Annotated in this window: 14 protein-coding genes and 1 pseudogene; 3 read left to right on the forward strand and 12 right to left on the reverse strand. The window is 60.1% G+C overall.

Annotation, left to right across the window (positions count from 1 at the left end):
* Nucleotides 1–411: 411 nt before the first annotated feature.
* The gene (locus tag CO664_RS22680) at nt 412–579 is read left to right on the forward strand and encodes a hypothetical protein (protein ID WP_083854263.1); all 168 of its coding nucleotides are present in this window, start codon (nt 412–414) and stop codon (nt 577–579) included.
* A 653-nt stretch (nt 580–1,232) separates the two neighbouring features.
* On the opposite strand, the gene CO664_RS22685 is transcribed toward CO664_RS22680, so the two are convergent.
* From CO664_RS22685 to CO664_RS22730, 9 genes are all read right to left on the reverse strand, one after another.
* Nucleotides 1,233–1,562 (reverse strand): type II toxin-antitoxin system RelE/ParE family toxin, encoded by a 330-nt coding sequence (locus CO664_RS22685; protein WP_037424502.1) that lies wholly within the window; start codon nt 1,560–1,562, stop codon nt 1,233–1,235.
* Nucleotides 1,559–1,834, reverse strand: coding sequence for a type II toxin-antitoxin system ParD family antitoxin (locus tag CO664_RS22690; RefSeq protein WP_097527316.1), 276 nt, complete (start codon nt 1,832–1,834; stop codon nt 1,559–1,561). The genes CO664_RS22685 and CO664_RS22690 overlap by 4 nt, the downstream gene beginning before the upstream one ends.
* A 229-nt stretch (nt 1,835–2,063) precedes the next feature.
* A complete protein-coding gene (locus tag CO664_RS22695) occupies nt 2,064–3,608 on the reverse strand; it encodes an MFS transporter (protein ID WP_097539974.1) in 1,545 nt (514 codons plus the stop codon).
* Between the two features lie 406 nt (nt 3,609–4,014).
* Nucleotides 4,015–4,587, reverse strand: coding sequence for a DUF4157 domain-containing protein (locus tag CO664_RS22700; protein ID WP_097539975.1), 573 nt, complete (start codon nt 4,585–4,587; stop codon nt 4,015–4,017).
* Between the two features lie 658 nt (nt 4,588–5,245).
* A complete protein-coding gene (locus tag CO664_RS22710; protein WP_097539977.1) occupies nt 5,246–5,437 on the reverse strand; it encodes a CsbD family protein in 192 nt (63 codons plus the stop codon).
* 50 nt (nt 5,438–5,487) lie between these two features.
* Nucleotides 5,488–5,919 (reverse strand): CHRD domain-containing protein, encoded by a 432-nt coding sequence (locus CO664_RS22715; RefSeq protein WP_037421656.1) that lies wholly within the window; start codon nt 5,917–5,919, stop codon nt 5,488–5,490.
* Between the two features lie 556 nt (nt 5,920–6,475).
* The gene (locus tag CO664_RS22720) at nt 6,476–7,717 is read right to left on the reverse strand and encodes an MFS transporter (protein ID WP_097539978.1); all 1,242 of its coding nucleotides are present in this window, start codon (nt 7,715–7,717) and stop codon (nt 6,476–6,478) included.
* 106 nt (nt 7,718–7,823) lie between these two features.
* Nucleotides 7,824–8,327 (reverse strand): dCTP deaminase, encoded by a 504-nt coding sequence (locus tag CO664_RS22725; RefSeq protein ID WP_202859982.1) that lies wholly within the window; start codon nt 8,325–8,327, stop codon nt 7,824–7,826.
* 157 nt (nt 8,328–8,484) lie between these two features.
* Nucleotides 8,485–9,057 (reverse strand): hypothetical protein, encoded by a 573-nt coding sequence (locus CO664_RS22730; RefSeq protein ID WP_097539979.1) that lies wholly within the window; start codon nt 9,055–9,057, stop codon nt 8,485–8,487.
* Nucleotides 9,058–9,456: 399 nt separating this feature from the next.
* On the opposite strand from CO664_RS22730, the gene CO664_RS22735 reads away from it, so the two are divergent.
* Both CO664_RS22735 and CO664_RS22740 read left to right on the forward strand, forming a co-directional pair.
* Nucleotides 9,457–11,913, forward strand: coding sequence for an EAL domain-containing protein (locus CO664_RS22735; protein WP_037421650.1), 2,457 nt, complete (start codon nt 9,457–9,459; stop codon nt 11,911–11,913).
* Between the two features lie 94 nt (nt 11,914–12,007).
* A pseudogene (locus CO664_RS22740) lies at nt 12,008–12,423 on the forward strand (WYL domain-containing protein); the annotation flags it as partial.
* Between the two features lies 1 nt (nt 12,424).
* On the opposite strand, the gene CO664_RS22745 reads toward CO664_RS22740, so the two are convergent.
* The 3 genes from CO664_RS22745 to CO664_RS22755 all read right to left on the reverse strand — a co-directional run bounded on the left by CO664_RS22745 (nt 12,425) and on the right by CO664_RS22755 (nt 19,086).
* Nucleotides 12,425–12,658 carry an Atu4866 domain-containing protein gene (locus tag CO664_RS22745; RefSeq protein ID WP_037421648.1) on the reverse strand — a complete coding sequence of 78 codons (234 nt, stop codon included), beginning with the start codon at nt 12,656–12,658 and terminating at the stop codon, nt 12,425–12,427.
* Between the two features lie 299 nt (nt 12,659–12,957).
* On the reverse strand, nt 12,958–15,981 hold the full coding sequence (locus CO664_RS22750) for a calcium-binding protein (protein ID WP_097539980.1): 3,024 nt from the start codon (nt 15,979–15,981) through the stop codon (nt 12,958–12,960).
* 183 nt (nt 15,982–16,164) lie between these two features.
* Complete coding sequence (locus CO664_RS22755; RefSeq protein WP_097539981.1) at nt 16,165–19,086, reverse strand: calcium-binding protein; 2,922 nt, start codon at nt 19,084–19,086, stop codon at nt 16,165–16,167.
* Between the last annotated feature and the right edge of the window lie 224 nt (nt 19,087–19,310).

Here is a 19,310-nt window from a genome sequence, read left to right on the forward strand (position 1 = left end):
CGGGGAATTCACCTAATCCGGCTCACCTCCAGCCTTCGTTCTTACTATACCGGCAGCCGGCAAACGGGTCCATCCAGAGCGCCCCTTACCCAAATTGGGCGGCGCCGCTAATCCTTGACTGCGACCTGTGTTGTGACACCCTGAGTCCTCTCGGTTGTACTGCGTAGGAGGACAGGCAGTGAAAATCAGAAGGGCGAAGAAGAACCATCCCGAAATCAAAGCAGGTGGAACCGAACGCCTCACCGAGGAAGGTTTCAGCGCCACTGGGCGCGGCTCCCATGGCCTTGGCTTCTCGTATCGCGGGATGTGGGCTCAGGAGGGGTGCCCGGGCACGTTCGAGGCCTGGCTCGTAAGCAAGGGCGTCATCTCGAGTGGTGGCCCACGGCATTAGCACGCTGAAAGTTTACTCTGATGATCTTCGATGACGACGTCGAGGAGGCGATCGCTATCGCCTGCGAAGAACTTGCGATGACGCGGGACGAGCTGATCCGCCTCATCATTCGCGAGTGGATGGAGCAGTACGGTTTTCTGCCCTTCCACGAGCTGGACGACGGTAGCGAGACGGAGGGGAATGCGTGAGAAATCACGCCACCAAGGGGCTCTCCTCCCTAGAGTCGCACGGCGGATCTCAGCGCGGTCGGAGGGCCTAAAAGCCCGAGCTGAGATCAAATTAGCTAATCAGCAGTTGCTGAAGCAATGCGGTCGCGGGAGACTGCGTGACGTGCCACTGAACTTTCATCCAGCGGCGATTAGAGCCTCAGCGATTTCGATACGCCAATTTACGTGGCGGGAGCAACCGGCGGAAGTTGGCGTCCCGTTGTGCATAAGACTTGCGGAAGCCGGACACTCGCTAATTCTCGCCGCAAGAAACGCTGATCGCCTGCAAGCCTTGGCCAATCAGCTCAAGGGCCATGATCGACACATAGCCCAGGCGGTCGGCAGCTTTGGCGAAACTCCCGGTTTCCACTACGGCACAAAAGACTTTCAGCTTGCTGTGACAAGCAACATTAAATCCCCTTTATCTCGAGCCGCTTCTCAACCTTTTGGTTTACTTAGCTAAGCATACTTTCGATGATTTTGCGGCGCAATATCCACATCCATAGGCAAATCGCCCTCCAAACGGCGCGACGACGCCGAAAAGCAATGAAAACGCGAAAGTACTCCCGCCTTGAGTGGATTCGAGCCGCAGGCCGACAATCTTTCAAAGCCCCACGTCTGCGGAAAAGTTGCATTCAATAATTATCCGGCTCCTGCATCCACTGCGGAATGTCTCGTTTGGCATGAAGCACACGCCAGACGTCGACATAATCTGGCTGGTCACGATAAAAGATTAGATAGGGATATCGCTCCAGCGAAACGCTCCGCAGATCAGGCAATCCCAACTCGTATGCATACCGCAATGATCCGGCCTCCGGATGGCTTGCGATCAGTTCATAAGCAGCTTGAAGTGCGTCGATGAAGCCGAGAGCGACCTCGGATCCAGCTTCGCTAGCATAGTAATCGACGACTGTCTCGACATCACTGCGAGCAAGCTCTCGGGGAACAATCGCTTTGCTATTCACTTGCTGTGCCGACCACGCGCTCGATCGCGAAGGCTGCTGAAATAATGCCTATCGACCGGTTCGGTCTGTGCGGACGACGCTCCGTCAAGCAAAAGCCTGCGGAGAAAAAGACGGTCCTGATCTCGACGGATCAGTTCGCGGATATACTCGCTGCTCGTCCCGTAGCCCCGCCCCGCAACCTGCTCATCGACGAAGCTCTTCAAATAGTCCGGTAGAGAAATGTTCATCGTGCCCATACCAGAGACCATAACAGCAATGGCAAAAATTGGCAAGAATGGATGGTGTTCCCTTTAACTCCTACATCGCCGCCGCAGGGAAGACGGGAAGGGGTAGCACGTTCCCGTTGATGCATTATGCGATCTTTTAAGCACCGAACGAGAACATCGTTCGTCAACGACGAACTTCGGCGACCCTAACCTGCGTGACTTGAATGAGTGCCGCAAGTGATCAAGAGCAGCCGTGTCAGAGCATTCGCATAGATCGGTTGGGGACGCGCGAGCCTCAATGAGGGGACAAAGTGCTCTCATCGATGTGGGCTGTGGCATATACCCGCCGTGCGATGATTGCGAGAAGAAGGAGCGTCACCGTTGCAACAACGCAGCATGTGGCAAAACCAAGTGAGAAGCCGCTCTTCGCTGTCTCCAGCCAGACAGCTGAAGCTGAACTTGGCATTGACTGAGCTGTTTCGACCGCGCCGGCAAGCGTCGCAGAAACGACCTCGGCTTGCACGGGATTGAGGCTGCTCAGGTCGGCGCCGTTCATCGCCATACGATAGATCAAGGTTGCCAAACTGCCCAGCACCGCGATTCCCAATGCGCCTCCAAATTCTGCGCTCGTCTCCGATATGGCCGAAGCCGAGCCTGCCCGTTCGGGCGGTGCAGTCCCCACGATCAAGCCGGTCGTGGTGAGAATGACGGGGACGAAGCCGAAGCCGATGATCATGCTGGAGCCAAGGATGCCTATCAAGCTCTCGGCGTAAGCGGCGATAGCCATAGCGGCGGCTCCCGCTGCATTGATCAACAGCCCGCCGAGCACGGTTCTGACGGGTCCGAAGCGGTTGGTGAAACGGTAGGCTTGAAAGGACATGACTGCGAAGACGAAGGCCGATGGCGCAGACCAAAGTGCAGCCTCTAATGGTGACAGACTGAGCACAAGCTGGAGGAAGAGGTTCTGAAACAGAAAGACGCCAAAGACGAAGAAAACACCGGCGAGGTTTACCATCAGCGATGCCGTGAAGGCTGGCACCCGGAAGAGGGCGAGGTCGACCAACGGGTCGCTGAGGCGCCGCTGGCGCCGAACAAACAGAAGGCCCACCAGAAGCCCCAGTCCGACATGTACGAGTTGGGCAAACTGAAAGCCGTCGGCAGCCATATGCTTGACGCCGTAGATGATCGGCAGAACTGTCGCGAGCGAAAGCACCACACTCAGCAGGTCCAATCGGCCAGCATCGTTATTCCTGTATTCCGGCAACAGAAACGGGGCGACGGCCAGAAGCAAGAGCATGACCGGTACGTTGATCAGAAACACGGATCCCCAGTGGAAGTACTGTAGCAGAATTCCGCCGATGAGGGGGCCGACAAGGCCACCCAGAGCAAAGGCCGTGCCCCAGATGCTGATCGCCCTGTTTCGCTCCGCCTCGTTTTTGAAGAGATTGACGATGAGCGACAGCGTGGACGGCGCGATCGTCGCACCGGCGATACCAAGCAGAGCCCTTGCCAGAATGAGTTGCCCCGCGGTGTTTGCGAACGCGGCGAAGGCAGATGCGACGCCGAACCCAAAGGCGCCCATCAGCAAGACCCGCCGACGGCCGATCCGATCTCCCAGGGTTCCCATTGTCACGAGAAAGCCAGCGACCATGAAGCCATAGATGTCGTTTATCCAGAGCAGTTGCGATGCGGACGGATCGAGGTCCGCGACGATCGCCGGCACGGCGAGGAACAGAACCGACAGGTCCATCGAGTAAATCAGGCATGCGATCGACAAAACGCCCAGGCCAACCCACTCGCGGCGGCTTGCCTGTTCGGGCGTGTGAATAGTCTCGGCCATGGTCGTCTCCCGGGCCGGCGGAGATTTCCCCGAATCGCGTTAGTTGACAAGCAGCAATTTGCGAAGACGACCAGCGCTCGATCGCAATAACGCCAGCCACAATGACGCGCCGTCGCCGATCAGATACGGCTGAAGGTGCCCCATCATGGATGACGCCGAGCCCGAGATGCTGGCTCTACATCGCGCCAAGCTGCACTCGACGGTTACAAATCCGTCACAGTGAGATCAAGCGGCGTGAGTTTTCCTTTCAGAAGTAAGCAGCAATTTCCTGCGGCGTCGGGGCCTCATGGGCCGCATTGAACCCTGCCTCACTTCCTGGCGAGGATACCGTCGCTATCTTCGGGCAAGGACCTTTCGGCTTGAAACCAAATTGGCGTCGGCATGGTCGTTGTCACCATCGATACCCTCAGAGGTTTGAGGCTGAGCCACCAGAGTGCACACTGTCCGCCTTTTTGTTTGCCTCCGCTTCCAGATCGATGTCGTCGTGAACATTAAAACTGCGTTTCTCCACTATCTTGCCTATCGCCTTCGCGATGTACTCTACGAGAAATGGCTCTACACCGCCTCGATCCTCGTATTGTACCACGTGTTGCAACTCATGATACATAAGCCTCTTTCCATCCGGTTCTCTCAGATCAATTTCGTGGGGGAAATAGATCTGGTATCCAATAGTGATAGCTTGGCCATGAACCGTAAAGATATTTGTAGCGTAGCGTACATGATCGAGGTCTATGCTGGGAAATTTGCCACGGATCTGATCAGAAAACTCGGAAGGAAGAGATTGCCACCGACCAGTTGCCTGGTGCGCGAGAGAAGAGCGATAGGCATCAACGATGGGCCGCACAGCCTCATAGGTCGGTTGGCAGCTTTCAAACGCGGAAATGAGGCATCTAGAGCAATTCTCGTCGGAATCGCACGCTGCAATAGCGGAGCCAGGATAGCTTAGGATCACGGCGACTAGTGTGAACTTGGTAAACATAGCAATCTCTCCACTAAGCTGGAGAAACGGCTAATTTAGCAAGAATGGCAGAACGACGGCAAGAAGCGGATGATCGGAATGTCGCTGACGGCGGAAGGCCCGGCCTCAACCACGTGGTGGATGGTGGAGATTGAGCTTCCATGAGAAGCTCATCTCAGCCCTTCGGGAAAGCGATATGGCTGCAGACGAGCGTCTGCTGGCCAAGGACGACACAGAAACGTTCATCGCTGAGCGGCGCGACGAATTTGGACGGAGGTTCACGCTAAATTCGTTGTGCTGGAAGTCGATCCGGAGCAGAAATGGGGCTCAAAGATGCATAATAGTTGCTCTCAACATGCCGTCGGAAGGAACCCTTTAGAACCCGACGACAGCGGTTCCACCACCGCCTGTACTTCAAGCGGCAAATCGCGAGCTGAGAACGTCCGAGTGCTATAGCTGATTCTCTCAGTTTGTGGTTTTACGGTCTGCGCTCGCGGCCGTATTGTTGGCGCCGTCGCTGTTGAGCGCGCTTATTCGAAGCACCGGCGTTCCGAGCGTCAGTTGCAGGGTTTCCGCCTCTTCCGGTGACGCAAAGCCCCCGCTGATGCGGGGACGACGATATTAGAAACCTGTTCCGTCAGGCACCGGAACAGGTTCGCATCAACCGCGCTTGAATGCTTTAGGTCTTGTCGACAGCGTTTTTAACTGCGTCCTTTAGCTTTCCCTTGGCTTGCTGGGCACCGCCCTTTGCCTCTTGCGCCGCCCCCTTGGCGCGGAGCGAGCCGTTGTCGGTTGCTTTGCCCGCGGCCTTCTTGGCCTTACCAGCGAGCTCATTGGCCTTGCCGGCCAGTTTGTCCTTTGCACTGCCCATGCGGGGTCTCCCGATTTGGAGGACGCGACTTGCGCCCACAGGCGCTCGAACTATTGTGCTTTTTCCACTTGCCCGCGGATCTCTCCATCCGGGAATTTTTCGGTATGGATGTTGAGATACCACTTTCCGGCCTGCAGATCCGCTACGTGCGCGTCCGTGATTTCGGCAGATCCGGAGGCAATGGCTTTGGAGATGTCGACCACCGGGCCGGCATTCTCGCCCACACCGGCCGGACCATGAAAATGCGCGGCCGTGGGTTGCCCGGTCAGGCCGCTGGAGGTCACAGTCCAGGTGAGCTTTTTGGTGGCTGTGTCCAGGGTAATGTCGCCCGTACCCTTGGCGGCGCTGTCGTTAGACGGCACCTCACTCGATCCTTGCAGATTAGCCGTGAATTTCAATGTCTCAGCAAAAACGGGGCTCCCGGCCATGATGGCGATTACCGCGAGGGCGCTGAGGAGATAATTCTTGCGGATAGATATCATTGTGCATCCTCCCAAAAGGTGTATTGCAGGCTGCCTCTCAACTCGCGAGAACGGATTGGGTTCCGATCAAGGCACCCTCTCTCCAGACATCATCACGGGACGGTCACGGAGCGTGGGGAACGGCGCACGAGCGAAAACCCCACAAAGATGGGTGCGGTCGCGGCCGAGGCAAGATCGAGCGGAAATGGGACGGACGATGAGTACAGGGAGGAAATTACGTGTAAGCGTGGCTTTCGGGCCTATGTCGGGGTGCTCTCGATATCGAGACGATCGGTCTACCGACTTGTGGCTTGGCTTTCAGATGTACAATAGTTCAGTTCAGATTTCGCCGAAGTCAGCCTTTTCAGTAAAGCGGCCATTTGGGGCCTTAGGGTCGGACTTCCGCTCACGACCCTTCCGAGACGATCGATGCGATGCCCCTTTCGGGAGCCGACTGTGCATCCGTCGCCTTGAAGGGATTCGAACCAACGGCATGTCAAGCGGATCACCTAAGTGATTGAAAATCTCCGTCATGAGACGCAAGGGCGATTTGGACCCCTTTCGACGTTGCTAACGTTTACGACGCTGTCGCTAACCGCCTTCGCTGCCGCAACTTCGGCCAAAGGATCAGCCCGCTCACTAGTGCGAGGTTCACGACATTCCACAGGAAGCCATGCAGGAAGGCCAAGCGGTAGGATCCGGTCGCGTCGAAGATGTAGCCAGCGGCAAGACCTCCGCAGGCCATGCCGAGCACCGTCGCCATCAGCACCAGGCTGATGCGGATTCCTGCCTCGCGTGGCGGGAGGAACTGGCGAATGATCACCGCATACATCGGCACGATGCCACCCTGGAACAGCCCGAACAGCCCGGAGATCACATACAGCGAGGATTGGCTGTCGAAGAACATATAGAGAAGCAGCGCCACGGCTTGCATGGAGGAGCCGAGGATGAGCATAGGGCCAGCCCCGATCCGGTCCGCGACCACGCCGGAGACGAGACGGCTAACGACACCGAGGCCAAGCATTAGCGAAACGATCTGCGTGCCGACGGCGACACCATAACCGAGATCGCCGCAATAGGCGACGAGATGGACCTGCGGCATCGACATCGCCATGCAGCAGGCAAAACCCGCGACGACAAGAATGCTCTGCAGTACGTTCGGTTTGAGGCCGAGTTCGCTGCGCGCCGCTTCGGTCGCAGCCTCCGCCTCCGCGAAGGCGGCGGTCTCCAGGCGCCGCCTCAGCAAAAGGCCGATCGGCACCATCACCAGGGGGACGAACAGCCCGATGCCGATATGGGTGGCGCGCCAGCCCTGCGTCGTCTGGAAATGCTCGATGACAAGTGGCCACACCGCACCGGAAAGATAGCTGCCCGAGGCGGCAAAGGTGACGGCGAGCGCTCGCCGCTTGCGGAACCAGTGGGAAAGGTCGGAGATCAACGGCGAGAAGCCGGCGGCGGAGCCGAGGCCGATCACGGCGGAAATCGCGGTGAACTGCAAGATGTTGCTGGCGAAGGCCGCAGCCACATAGCCGACACCCAGCAGAGCCGCGCCGATCAGCACAGGCGCCACGATGCCTGCCCGGTCGGCCAGCCGCCCCATTGCCACGCCGCCCAAGGCGAAGCCCAGCATCGTGGAGGTATAGGGCAAGGATGCGCCGCCGCGCAGTGTGTCGAATTCGAGTTGGAGGGTCGGCAGCACCACCACGACAGACCAGTTGCCGACGCAGGCAACAGTACCGAGAACAAGCGTGAGCACCAGCCGCAGCCAAGCATAGCCTGAATCAACGCCGCCGGTTTGAAGGTCATTAGGCGCGCTCATCTACTCTTCCAAATCTGCTGTCCCGCGCCTGCCTTCAACCCAGTTTGCACAGGCATGCAAGCGAATTGCGGTCAAGCTAGCCGAGGTTGCCGTCGGCGACCACATACTATCGAGTCTGAAGTTGCATCTTTTTTTCAGCTGACATCAGCGTTTCCGGTTCGCTCGGGACATGTCGTTGCCTCTCGGAGATCGCTTTGAGCTTTTGGACGTCGTCATCGTCTGCCGAGCGCGACGGAGTCGGCCTCACATTTCCGAAGTATTTTCTGTCTAATCCGCCGTAGCTCAGGCCATCCGATAGCTTCGTGAGGCGCATTTGAAACATCTTCGCACCGACGACGAGCTCGATCGGATTGTTGCCGTGATTGAATAGCTTGATCGAAAAGCACCCCCGGAATCCGCGCTGGACCATTGTGCTCACCGAGATACCGAGACGGGTGTAGCTGCTCCGGGTCAGGACATCCGCATAGCAATCGCTGGGCAACGCGATGTATTCCAACGTCGTCGTCAGCACGACTTGGTCCGGATACAGAATGAAGCGTTCACCGAGTTCTCGCCGTGTGAGTTGAAAATAGGTGGATATCGGTCTGAAGCGCTCATCGTCGCGGGCCACACAATATAGGGCCGCCGGGTGACAATCGAGACGAGAAAATCGTATCCGAGCCTCAGATCGACAGTCATCTCTCCGATCTGCTTGTCATCAAGCAAGGGTTCTATCCCGAGGCGAAGGCCGTCTGTGCGAGAGAGGCGCTCAAGTATCTCACTCTTGATCACTGAGGCACCTCGTTCCAAAGGCTGCGGATCGAAGCGTTTCGGATCGACTTCTCAGTGAGGTCATTCACAATCCCATGGAAGAACAAGTCACGTGAAGACGAGGCCTGCAAGCTTTGATGGGGCTTTGGGGCGACAGCGCTCTGCGAAGTCGACTCGCCGTTGGCGCTCTTACCACGTTCTCGACGCTTGACCCGCGGTTTGCCATGCGACTTTGTGCTTGCCGCGCTTCTGGGAACCAATGAATTCGCTTCGGCACCTGAATGGTCGACCTGATGACGCGCAGTTGTGTGAGCCGCTTCAGCAACAATCGCCTGTTTTGGCGCCTGCGCGACATCGTCATCGCCTTTCGCCTTATCCTCCGATGCCATCGACGCGTGATCAATCGAGACCTCCTCATCAGGAGCAGGTGGGCCGGCAGCGACCCTCAAACTCAGCCGCAGTGCGGGCGTATGCTCCGCTTCGCTCTCCAAAGCCTTGGAATCGGCGCTATTCCCGATCGAACTCTGTTGCGCGTTCGCCGACGGTCGCCGCGACGTCAGTTGGGCCAGGAATTTCCGCGGTGTTTTCATAATCCCACCTTGAGCAAGCCGAGCAGCTATTGTTTCCGGCCGGTCATCTTTGTGACCGGGATAGGTTCGAAGCCTGTTTTCGCCCGAGCGAAAGACGGGTTAACAAAGCCGCCTATCGGCAGAGGCGCCCTTCAACACCTTATCACGACGAGCGCGGAATCCATGGCAAACCTCATGTGATTTGCAAAGTTTGCACCTTCGTTCAGGACCGAGCCCTCACTTTCTTGTTAACTGCTGCCACTCTAGGGTGTTGAAAAGGTGCCAGTGCGCGCCATTTCGCCTCTGAAACACGGATCATATCCCGGCTCGCTGCTGCGGAGCCGATATCGGCAACGCGCTTTCTGCCACCGTCATGTGAGGCGCTATCAGAAACCGCAACTGAGATCATCGGAGTAGCATTTGACTTTCGGCGCCGATCTCGAGGTCCTCCTCAACGCAATCCCGCTACCCATTATTGTCAAGGACGAGCAGTTTCGCTTCCGCTTCCTCAACGAGGCGGCTTGCGCGCTGGTTGGTCGAAGATCGGGCGACCTGATCGGCTGCACGGATTACGACATTCGGCCGGCGGCGGAAGCGGATCGGATCCGCGCGATCGATAAGCGCGTGCTTTGTACCGGAGGATCGGTCGAGGAAGATATCGCCCAAGCGGGAGGAGAGCTGAGGTCTCTTCTGATCCGGACATGCCGAGCCGAGCTGACGCGAACGGACTCGAGCGAAAAGATCATAGTCGCGGCGATCCTGGATGTCACCGAACAGCGAAGAGTGGAGGCAGAGCTTCAGGCTAGCCAGGAGCATTATCGCTCGCTTGTGGAACTGCATCCGCAGGTGCCTTGGACGGCAGATCCATCGGGACAGGTTCTGGAGATGGGTCCGCGATGGGAAAATACCGGCTTTGCCGCAAAGGAAGCTCTCGCAGGGGGATGGGCAAAGGCGATGCACCCCGACGACCTGAACGACGTTCAGCGAGAGTGGTCGAAATCGCTCAAGACCGGAGAGCCGCTCGATATCGAGTTCCGCCTGGCGGCCGCGGAGGGCGGCTACAGTTGGTTCCGCGGTCGTGCCGCCGCCCGCAGGACCGAAGACGGAAGCATCCGTCGATGGTACGGCACAGTCGAGAACATCGATGATCGTCGCAAAATGTTCGAAGCCCTGAAGGAGAGCGAGGCCCGTTTCAGGGCAATCGCCGACGACGCGCCGGTGATGATCTGGGCGACTGGCGAAGACGGCGAAGACGACTACCACAGCCGGCTCTGGCTCGAGACGACCGGCCAGACCGCCGAACAGGCGGCCGGAAAAGGCTGGTTGAATGCCGTCCATCCCGATGACCGGAACGCTGTCGATAGAGCCTTTTACGAGGCCTTCCACCGCCGCAAGCCCGTCCAGATGGAATATCGTCTGAAACGCGCCGGCGGAGGCTCGGCCTGGATCATCGACATAGGACAACCGCGCTTTGCAACGGACGGCAAGTTTCTCGGCTTCGTCGGCATTGCGCTCGACATCACCGAACGCCGTAACGCGGAACAGGAGCGATTGCTGGCGCAGAAGCAAATTCATCACATGGCGCGCCACGATGCGCTGACCGGCTTGCCGAACCGTCAGTTCCTGCGCGAGGAGTTCGAGCGCCTGTCGGACAAGATCGCCCCGGGGACGAGAATCGCAGTTCTCTGCCTTGACCTCGATGGCTTTAAGGCGGTCAACGACGCCTATGGTCGCGCTACCGGCGACCTGCTGTTGCGCCGTGTGGCTGAACGGCTACAAAACTGTCTTAGGCAATCCGACATCCTCTGTCGCTTGGGTGGCGGCGAATTTGTCGTCTTGCGCGTTGGGATCAATAGCGATGCTGAGGCCCGTTTGCTGGCCCAGCAGCTGATCGATGTCATCGAAGTACCGTATGAACTCGCCGGCACGCATGTCGATCTTGGGGTTATTGTCGGACTTGCGGCTGCTCCGAAGAGTGGCCAGCCGGTCGACGAACTGATCAAGGCTGCAGACGTGGCGCTCGACCGGGCCAAGTCCGACGGGCGTGGCACATATGTCCAGTATGAGCCTGGAATCGATGCGCATCTGCAGGCGGTGCAGCAAATGCGAGTTTCACTGCGACAGGCGCTCGAAAACGGCGATCTGGAAGTCCACTACCAGCCGCTCGTCAACCTTCATACAGGCGAGATTACGACATTTGAGGCGCTGGCGCGCTGGCCACATCCGCAAAGAGACCAGGTGTCGCCGGCCGAGTTCATTCCTGTTGCCGAGGAAACCGGCCTGATTGGTCCGCTTGGCGAGTGGATCCTTCGTCAGGCTTGTACCGAAGCGGTCAAGTGGCCCTCCCATATCGGTGTGGCTGTCAACCTTTCACCGCTGCAATTCAGAAACCGGCGCCTCGCCGCGAGCGTGTGCAGCATTTTGGATGAGACGGGCCTGGATGCCTCGCGCCTGCAGCTGGAGATCACCGAGACGGTGTTGCTCGACGACTGCGACGGCAATCTTCAGACACTGAAGGCGATCCGACGACTCGGCGTAAAGATTGCAATTGACGATTTCGGGACCGGCTTCTCCTCGCTTGGTTATCTCAGAACCTTTCCGTTCGATAAAATCAAGGTCGACCGCAGTTTCATCACCGATCTCCCGGAAGGTCGGGAGTCCCTGGCAATTGTTCGAGCGGTTGCCGCGATCGGCCGCTCACTCGGCATCGTAACGACGGTAGAAGGCGTGGAGCGCAAGAACCAGTTCGACCTGATCAAGGCAGAAGGCTTTGATGAGGCGCAGGGTTACCTGATCGCACGCCCCCTGCCCGGTCCGCAGGCACTGGAGCTCGCTCATTCCGCCCGCGCCGGGATGTTCACGACCGAGCAGGGATGACCCAAGGAACGCTTCTGTCGTTAGCTACCGTCTCGAGCGCAACCGATGCCGGTTAGTATCGCGGGGTTGTGGCCATGCGCACAGCAGGGCCGGGATGGCCAAGATCACATCGGTTATGCCGCAGGACCTTCTTCCCTATATTGCCCAACCCGCCGTCGGCATCAAAACGGATGCCGTTAGCGGTGATGTGACACTCGACACGCGGCCGCTCAGGCTGGCGATCCGGGAAGGCCGCAAGCTTGAGATCGACTATCGCGCGGCGAATGGGGCGGTCACCAGCCGCATCGTCTGGCCTGTGCTTCTCGGCTATGCCGATACGCACAGCCTCTTGATCGCGTGGTGCCAATCGAAACAAGCCTTCCGTCATTTCCGCACCGAACGTATCCTCAAAGTCGACTCGATGAGCCCATAGGCATGTCCAGGAGCAAGCTGAGGCAGCAATGGCAGCAATGGCAGCAACGGCGCGATGCCGAAATGCAGAAATATTTACCCTGCCAGGGCACCCGCTGATCTACGGCTCGCGATAGAGGACCATCCCTGCGTGATGCAGCACGCCATCGATGAAGTTACCATCGGCAGTGAAGCCGGTGTCGTCCCGATATTCAATGTGCTCGCCGGTTACCTCATACCGGCCTTGGTAGGCGCTCTTACGGTTTCCCCGCGCCTCGTCGTAACGGCCGTTCGGCAACAGTTCGTGACGGATAAAGCCGTCGGCGGTCACCCACATGCCAATAAAGAGGTGCATCTGATTGTTGCGGCGACGACATCCCCAGAGCGCGGCGAGGCGACGAAATCCTCCCCTCTGCCTCTCTGCGATGGGTGGAGAAGCGTCAAAAGGGCGTCTTTGAAGTCCCCGCCGTGGCCATCGTGCAGTTTTGGAGACCGGCCTTCCGAGTCATGGCCGTTGTGCTTGGCACTGAACCATATCAAACCACTTGAAAGCGGCGAACGATCACCGAGATTGTCTTCCTTTCGTCCCGCTGAACAAAAGAGCCGAGGGATGCCCGCCGCCCCAGGCTTCGGACCAGGAATAGCGAAGAGCCGTCAGAATAACATAAAGTCGCTCGTCGAAAGTGTCGTGACGTTCTGCAGGATGGCGACGAGCTGAGGGTCGGCGTCGGTGCCGGATCCATCCGCATCGAACCAGAGGCGGCCATTGTCCGTCTCGAAAAGGAGTGTGGCCTTCCCGCTCGTGGCGGCCGGATCCGTCCCGGTCACGAGCGTCACGCCCGTGTCGCCCGCTGCGATGCCGAAGCCGACGCGTTCGATCACGAGCTTATCCAAGCCGCGGGTGAAGTCGGTAATGACATCGCCCTCGCCATCGAAGCCATCCTGATCAAATACGAAGCGATCGTTGCCGGCACCGCCGGTCAGCCAGTCGTCGCCCTTGCCGCCAACCAGCGTGTCGTTGCCGGCGCGGCCATCGAGCAAGTCGTCGCCCTTCCCGCCATGAAGGATGTTGCCACTCGCGTCGCCGCGGATCTCGTCGTCGAGTCCACTGCCTTTGATGATCTCGAAATTCCTGACCATGAGGCCGAGCGCCACGCCCCTGTTCGCCGCCTGGTCCTGGAGATCGAGAACGACCGACGACGAACTGTCGCCGAAGGTGAGCGTGTCGAGACCGGTGCCGCCGTCGAACACATCCTTGCCCGATTGATCATCGCGGATGAGAAGGTCGTCGCCGGCATCCCCGAAGAGCTGATCGTCGCCAGCGCCGTCGCGGAGCGTGTCGTTCCCGCCTCCGCCGTGCAGAATGTCGTCGCCGTTGTTACCCTTGAACGTGTCGCCGAGATTACCGCCGCTCACCCTGTCGCGGCCGCTGCCGCCCGAAAACTCGAGCGCTTCGAAGCCGTTGAACCATGTCCCCGTGTCGACAATGACCGCTGCGCCGGAAAACGTGAAGTGGGTGTCCCGCGTCTGACCCGTGAGATCGAGGTTCAGCACGTCGGTTCCGGCACCGCCGTCCGCCTTGTCGCCGATGCCGATATAGACCGTGTCATTGCCGTCCTCGGCATAGATCACGTCCTTGCCCTCGGTACCGGCGAGGCCCGCGCCGCGGATGATGTCATTGCCCGCGCCGCCCCTCAATCTGTCGTTGCCGGCACCACCCGATATCGTATCGTCGCCGGCGCCGCCATTGAGGGTGTCGTTGTTGCCGCCGCCGATCAATTCGTCATTGAGGCTGCCGCCGACGAAGTTGTCGCTTCCTGCGCCGCCGAAGAGTTGGACGCGCTCGACATTCCGGACAAAGACCGGGGCGTTGGTGGCGGTCACGTCGGCCGAGAGAGCAAAATCGACATTCGACAAAGTCCCGCTGAAGTCGATGCTTGCGACATCTATTCCGGCCCCACCGTCAAGATCGAGGACTCCGTTTGAGGAGGTGCTCGCGAAACTGTCGTTTCCAGCCCCAAGATCGACGCTGTTGTTGCTGGCGCCGCTCGTGCCATCCGCGACGGAGACCTTGTCATCGCCGTCCCCGGCGCTGATCGTGTTCGAGCCGTCCAGGTCAATGATCACATCGTCGCCGGCGCCGGACATCAGCGTGTCGTCGCCGTCGCCACCATTCAGCCTGTCCGCCCCATTGCCGCCAATGAGCGTGTCGTTGCCGCCATTGCCGCTAAACCACACGGTTCCAGCCGAGCCCACGGAGGTGACCAGGTCGCTGCCGCTGCCGAACTGGACCCTGTAGCGTTCGAAATTCGTGACACTCGTTCCATCGGAAAGCGTGGCGGTACTGCCGCTCACCGAGAAGGTTAGGGCTGTCGTCGAGGAGTAGCGGTAGAGAGATACCCAATCCGTCCCCGTGCCGCCATCGGCCTGATCGGCGCCGCCCTCGCCAAGATCTATCTCGTCATTACCGCTGCCGCCGGTGACATTGTCCGTTCCATTACCCGCTCTGACGATGTCATCCCCGGCGCCGAGAACGAGCGTATCGTTTCCGTCCGAAGAAAAGACGATGTCATTACCGTCGCCGGTGGTGATGTTGTTCCCTTCGGAACCGGCGGCGAAGATCGTATAATGCTCGATGCCGGAAATCGTCGTTGCACCGTCGAGCGTATTGACTTCGGATGCCGCCTTGGCCGTGAAGTCGCCGGTGAAGTTCCCGATTTCCAAACGATCGCTGCCAGCCGAACCCGTGATCTGGTCCGTGCCCTGGCCAAAGGTGTACATCAGCCAGTCGTCACCGTCGCCACCGTCGATTGTGTCGTCGCCGAGATCTCCGTAGAGGACGTCGTTGCCCGCGCCACCCTGGAGCATGTCCGCGCCGTCACCGCCGAACATCTGGTCCCTGCCGCGGCCGCCCGAGAGAAGGTCGTTACCGGCGTCGCCCATGAGCTGATCTTGCTCATCGCCTCCATAAAGTTTGTCGTCGTCGTCACCGCCGTAAAGCCAGTCATTTCCGGTATCACCGAAGAGGACGTCAGTACCGGTCTCCCCGAAGAGGCGGTCGGCACCAGAACCGCCAGCGAGCATGTCGGCGCCGGTGCCGCCCGTCAGCGAATCGTCGCCACCGCCGCCCGAAAGCTCGTCATTGCCGACGCCTCCCCAGAAAACATCTCCATAGGCGCCGCCGGTTATCAGATCGTCGTAACCGGTCCCCGTGATTACAAAGGACTCGACATTGCTTATCTGCATGCCGCCGACGAGGGTCTGGACGGAAGCCCAATCCTGGATAACGATGTCGAGCCCGGCGTCATACGCTGAATAGTTGAGCCTCACCGTATCCGTGCCGGAGCCGCCGTCGACTATGTCACCGACAAGCTCGTCGACCCCGTTCGCGACGAAGGTATCCCGACCGCTGCCGCCATCGAGCTTATCCTTGCCGGCCTCCCCTGACAGCACATCGTCTCCGCTGTCACCATTCAGCGTGTCGTCACCGTCGCCGCCGTAGAGGTCGTCCCCCTGAAATGAACCGCTGACGCTGTCATTGTCCCCATCGCCATTGGCCGTGTCGTAGCCCATGCCGCCATTGATGACGTCGGCACCCGCATAGCCGGCGATGACGTCGCCCTCGAGGTCGCTGCCGATCAGCGTATCGTCGCCGAGCGTACCCAAAATCGTTCCCATTCGTCTCTCCCTGAATAACGGGAGGGCATGCTATCCTTCCCGTCGCACCTATTGCGCCTCTCGGGGCGCTTTCCTGTTTCCAACGGAACAGGACCTTGGATGCGGTCCGGTTCGGTCTTGCCCCGCAATTCCGGAAGCGCCTGTCCCGCCGACGCGGGACGGGCTCATCGCGGATCCTTCTCGTCAGGCGAGGAGGAAGTCGCCGGTCGAGAGCGCCGCGACGTTCTTGAGGATCGCCACCAGTTCGAGGTCCGCCTCGGTGCCCTTGCCATCGGCGTCGAACCACAGCCGGCCCTTGTCGCTTTCGAACAGGAAGGTACCCTTGCTGCTCGTCGCCACCGGATCGGCGCCGACGACGAGCGTGACGGTCGCGTCGCCGGCGGCAATGCCGTAGTCGCTCTTGTCGAGCAGCAGCTTGTCCTGTCCGCGGGTGAAGTCGGTAATGACGTCGCCCTCGCCGTCCCGGCCGGAGCGGTCGAAAACGAACAGGTCGTTGCCGGCACCTCCGGTCAGCCAGTCGTCGCCGGCGCCGCCGTTCAGCCGGTCGACACCAGCGCGGCCATCGAGAACGTCGTCGGCACCGCCGCCGTTCAAGGTGTTCGCAACCGCGTCGCCGCGGATGACGTCATCATTGGCGCTGCCGTTGATGATCTCGAAGTTCTTCACCGTCAGGCCCTGCGCCATGCCCCGGTTCGAGGCCTGGCTCTGCAGGTCGAGCACGACCGAGATGTCGCCGGCATCCTTGAAGGACAGCGTGTCGGTACCGATGCCGCCGTCGAAGACATCGGTTCCGGTGAAGACGGTGCGGGTCAGCGTGTCGTTGCCGGCGTCGCCGAACAGGCTGTCGCTGCCGGCGCCGTCGGTGAGCACGTCATTGCCGTCGCCGCCGCGCAGCGTGTCGTTGCCGCCATTGCCCTCGAGCCGGTCGCCGAGCTTGCCGCCGGTGACAGTGTCCTTGCCGGCGCTGCCGAGATAGGTCAGCACCTCGAAGGCCTTGAAGGAGGTCGTCGCATCGACGGTGGCGCTGCCGGTCGCGAAGCTGAACGAAATGTCCTTCGTCTGGTTGCGCGCGTCGAGGCTCAGCGTGTCGGTGCCGGTGCCGCCATCGGCAAGGTCGCCGAGGCCGGAATGGACGCGGTCGTTGCCGTCCTCGCCGTAGATCTTGTCGAGGCCGCCATACTCGTTCGCACTGTCGCCATGGAGCGTGTCGTCGCCTAGGCCGCCCTTCAGCGTGTCGTTGCCGAGGTTGCCGACGAGCACGTCCTTGCCGGCGCCACCGGTCAGGCTGTCGTGGCCGCCTCTGCCGTAAAGCTCGTCGTTCAAGCCACCGCCGTCGAAGACGTCATTGCCGCTGCCGCCGAAAAGCGCCACCCGCTCGATGTTCTTGACCGTGACCGGCGCGTTGGCGACGGTGACGGAGGGTGACAGGGTGAAGCTGGTCCCGGCGGTGTACTTGCCGAAGTCGATCGAGGCGAAGTCGGTGCCGGTGCCGCCGTCGAGCGTCAGCTTGCCGGTAGACGCACTGCGCTTGAAGCTGTCGTTGCCGGTGCCGAGATCGACCGTATTGCCGGCGGCCACGCTGTCGGTGCCGTCGCCGACGGAGACGGTGTCGTTGCCATCGCCGGCGGTGATGACGTTGGTACCGCCGAAGTCGATGATGCTGTCGTTGCCGGCGCCCCCGGTCAGCTTGTCGTTGCCCGTGCCGCCATCAAGCGTGTCCGAGCCCGCCGTGCCGATCAGCGTATCGTTGCCGGCAAAACCGTAGAACGCCACGCTCTGGGCGCTTCCGACCGACTTGATGACATCATTCCCGGAGCCGAATTGCACCTGGTAGCGCTCAAAATTCTTGAGCGACGTCCCCTCCGAAAGCGTCGCGTCGGCCGCCGTCGCAGAGAAGCTCAGGTCCGCCGTTGCCGAGCGCCGGTCGACGGACACATGGTCGGTGCCGAGGCCGCCGTCGGCCTTGTCTGCCCCGCCATCACCCAGTTCGACCCGGTCAGTTCCGTCGCCGGCAACGACGCTGTCCTTGCCGAGACCGCTCTTGACATGATCGTCACCGGCACCGGCATTGACGATGTCGTCGCCCGCCGCGCTGTCGATGATGTCGGTGCCGGTGCTGGTGGTGATCGTGTTGGCGCCGGTGCCAGTCGCGGTGATGGTGTAGTTCTCCATGCCGATGAAGGTGGTGCCGCCGGCGAGCGTGTTGACCAGCGTCGCCGCCTTGGCGGCGAAATTGCCGGTAAAGTTCGTCAGCACCAGGCGGTCATTGCCGCCGGCGTCGGTGATCGTGTCCTTGCCCTCGCCGTAGCGGTAGGTGATCGTGTCGTTTCCTGCCCCGCCCTCAACCTTGTCGTCGCCGGCACCGCCATCCAGCGAGTCGTTGCCGACGTCACCGAAGAGACTGTCAAAGCCGATACCGCCGGATACGGAATCGTCGCCGGTGCCGCCGCGAACATCGTCATTGCCGGCGTCGCCGGAAAGGAAGTCCATTCCCTGGTCGCCGGTGAGAATATCGTCATCGTCGTCGCCGTTGATGAAATCCGTCCCATAACCACCCTTCAGCGTGTCCTTGCCGAGCCCGCCCATCAGGAGGTCTGCGCCGCGACCGCCGGTCAGCTTGTCGTCGCCGGCCCCGCCGGTGAACACGTCGCTATAGTTGCCGCCGGTGATCGTGTCGGCGAATTCGGTGCCGGTGATGTTGAAGGCCTCGACATTCGTGGTCTGGACGTTGCCGATCAGCGTCTGCGGCGCGATCCAGTCCTTGATCGCGATGCTCACGCCCGCCGTAAGCTCGGAATAGTCGACCAGGAGACGGTCGGTACCCGAGCCGCCATCGACGATGTCGCCGGTGCCGGAAAGCGGCACGTCGGCCATGATCATGTCCTGGCCGGAGCCGCCGTTGACGGTGTCGCTTTCGTCGCCGCCATCGAGAAAGTCATTGCCGCTGTCGCCGTTCAGCGTGTCTGTGCCGGTATCGCCGGAGATGAAGTCGCCCTGGAACGAGCCGCTGAGCGTATCGTTTCCACCCACGCCATATATCTGATCGCCACCGAAATCGCCCTTCAGGCTGTCAGCGCCGTCCGTGCCAAATAAAAATTTTGCCATTCGTGCCTCCTGAGTATGTCTTGGCATAGAGGCTTCGTTCGCCGGCACGCGGAGGCGCGGCGTCGAAGCGGATTAGATTCTTTAAATTGCTGCCGCGGATGACAGATGGCGGCAGCTTTCTTTGAGATCCGTCTCTCCAGCGGGTCTCGATAATGGCCTTGTCACCTTGGTTGTGGGATGAACTTGGCCCCTCTCACTATGGTTATGAGACACACCGTTCGAGG

The sequence above is a fragment of the Sinorhizobium sp. NG07B genome (genome assembly GCF_002532005.1).
GTDB lineage: Bacteria > Pseudomonadota > Alphaproteobacteria > Rhizobiales > Rhizobiaceae > Sinorhizobium > Sinorhizobium fredii_C.

Excerpts from the sequence above, each read along its gene's own strand:
- CO664_RS22680 (WP_083854263.1), top strand. The coding sequence starts at position 412 with ATGATCTTCGATGACGACGTCGAGGAGGCGATCGCTATCGCCTGCGAA.
- CO664_RS22695 (WP_097539974.1), bottom strand. The coding sequence starts at position 3,608 with ATGGCCGAGACTATTCACACGCCCGAACAGGCAAGCCGCCGCGAGTGG.
- CO664_RS22700 (WP_097539975.1), bottom strand. The coding sequence starts at position 4,587 with ATGTTTACCAAGTTCACACTAGTCGCCGTGATCCTAAGCTATCCTGGC.
- CO664_RS22710 (WP_097539977.1), bottom strand. The coding sequence starts at position 5,437 with ATGGGCAGTGCAAAGGACAAACTGGCCGGCAAGGCCAATGAGCTCGCT.
- CO664_RS22715 (WP_037421656.1), bottom strand. The coding sequence starts at position 5,919 with ATGATATCTATCCGCAAGAATTATCTCCTCAGCGCCCTCGCGGTAATC.
- CO664_RS22720 (WP_097539978.1), bottom strand. The coding sequence starts at position 7,717 with ATGAGCGCGCCTAATGACCTTCAAACCGGCGGCGTTGATTCAGGCTAT.
- CO664_RS22730 (WP_097539979.1), bottom strand. The coding sequence starts at position 9,057 with ATGAAAACACCGCGGAAATTCCTGGCCCAACTGACGTCGCGGCGACCG.
- CO664_RS22745 (WP_037421648.1), bottom strand. The coding sequence starts at position 12,658 with ATGCACCTCTTTATTGGCATGTGGGTGACCGCCGACGGCTTTATCCGT.
- CO664_RS22750 (WP_097539980.1), bottom strand. The coding sequence starts at position 15,981 with ATGGGAACGATTTTGGGTACGCTCGGCGACGATACGCTGATCGGCAGC.
- CO664_RS22755 (WP_097539981.1), bottom strand. The coding sequence starts at position 19,086 with ATGGCAAAATTTTTATTTGGCACGGACGGCGCTGACAGCCTGAAGGGC.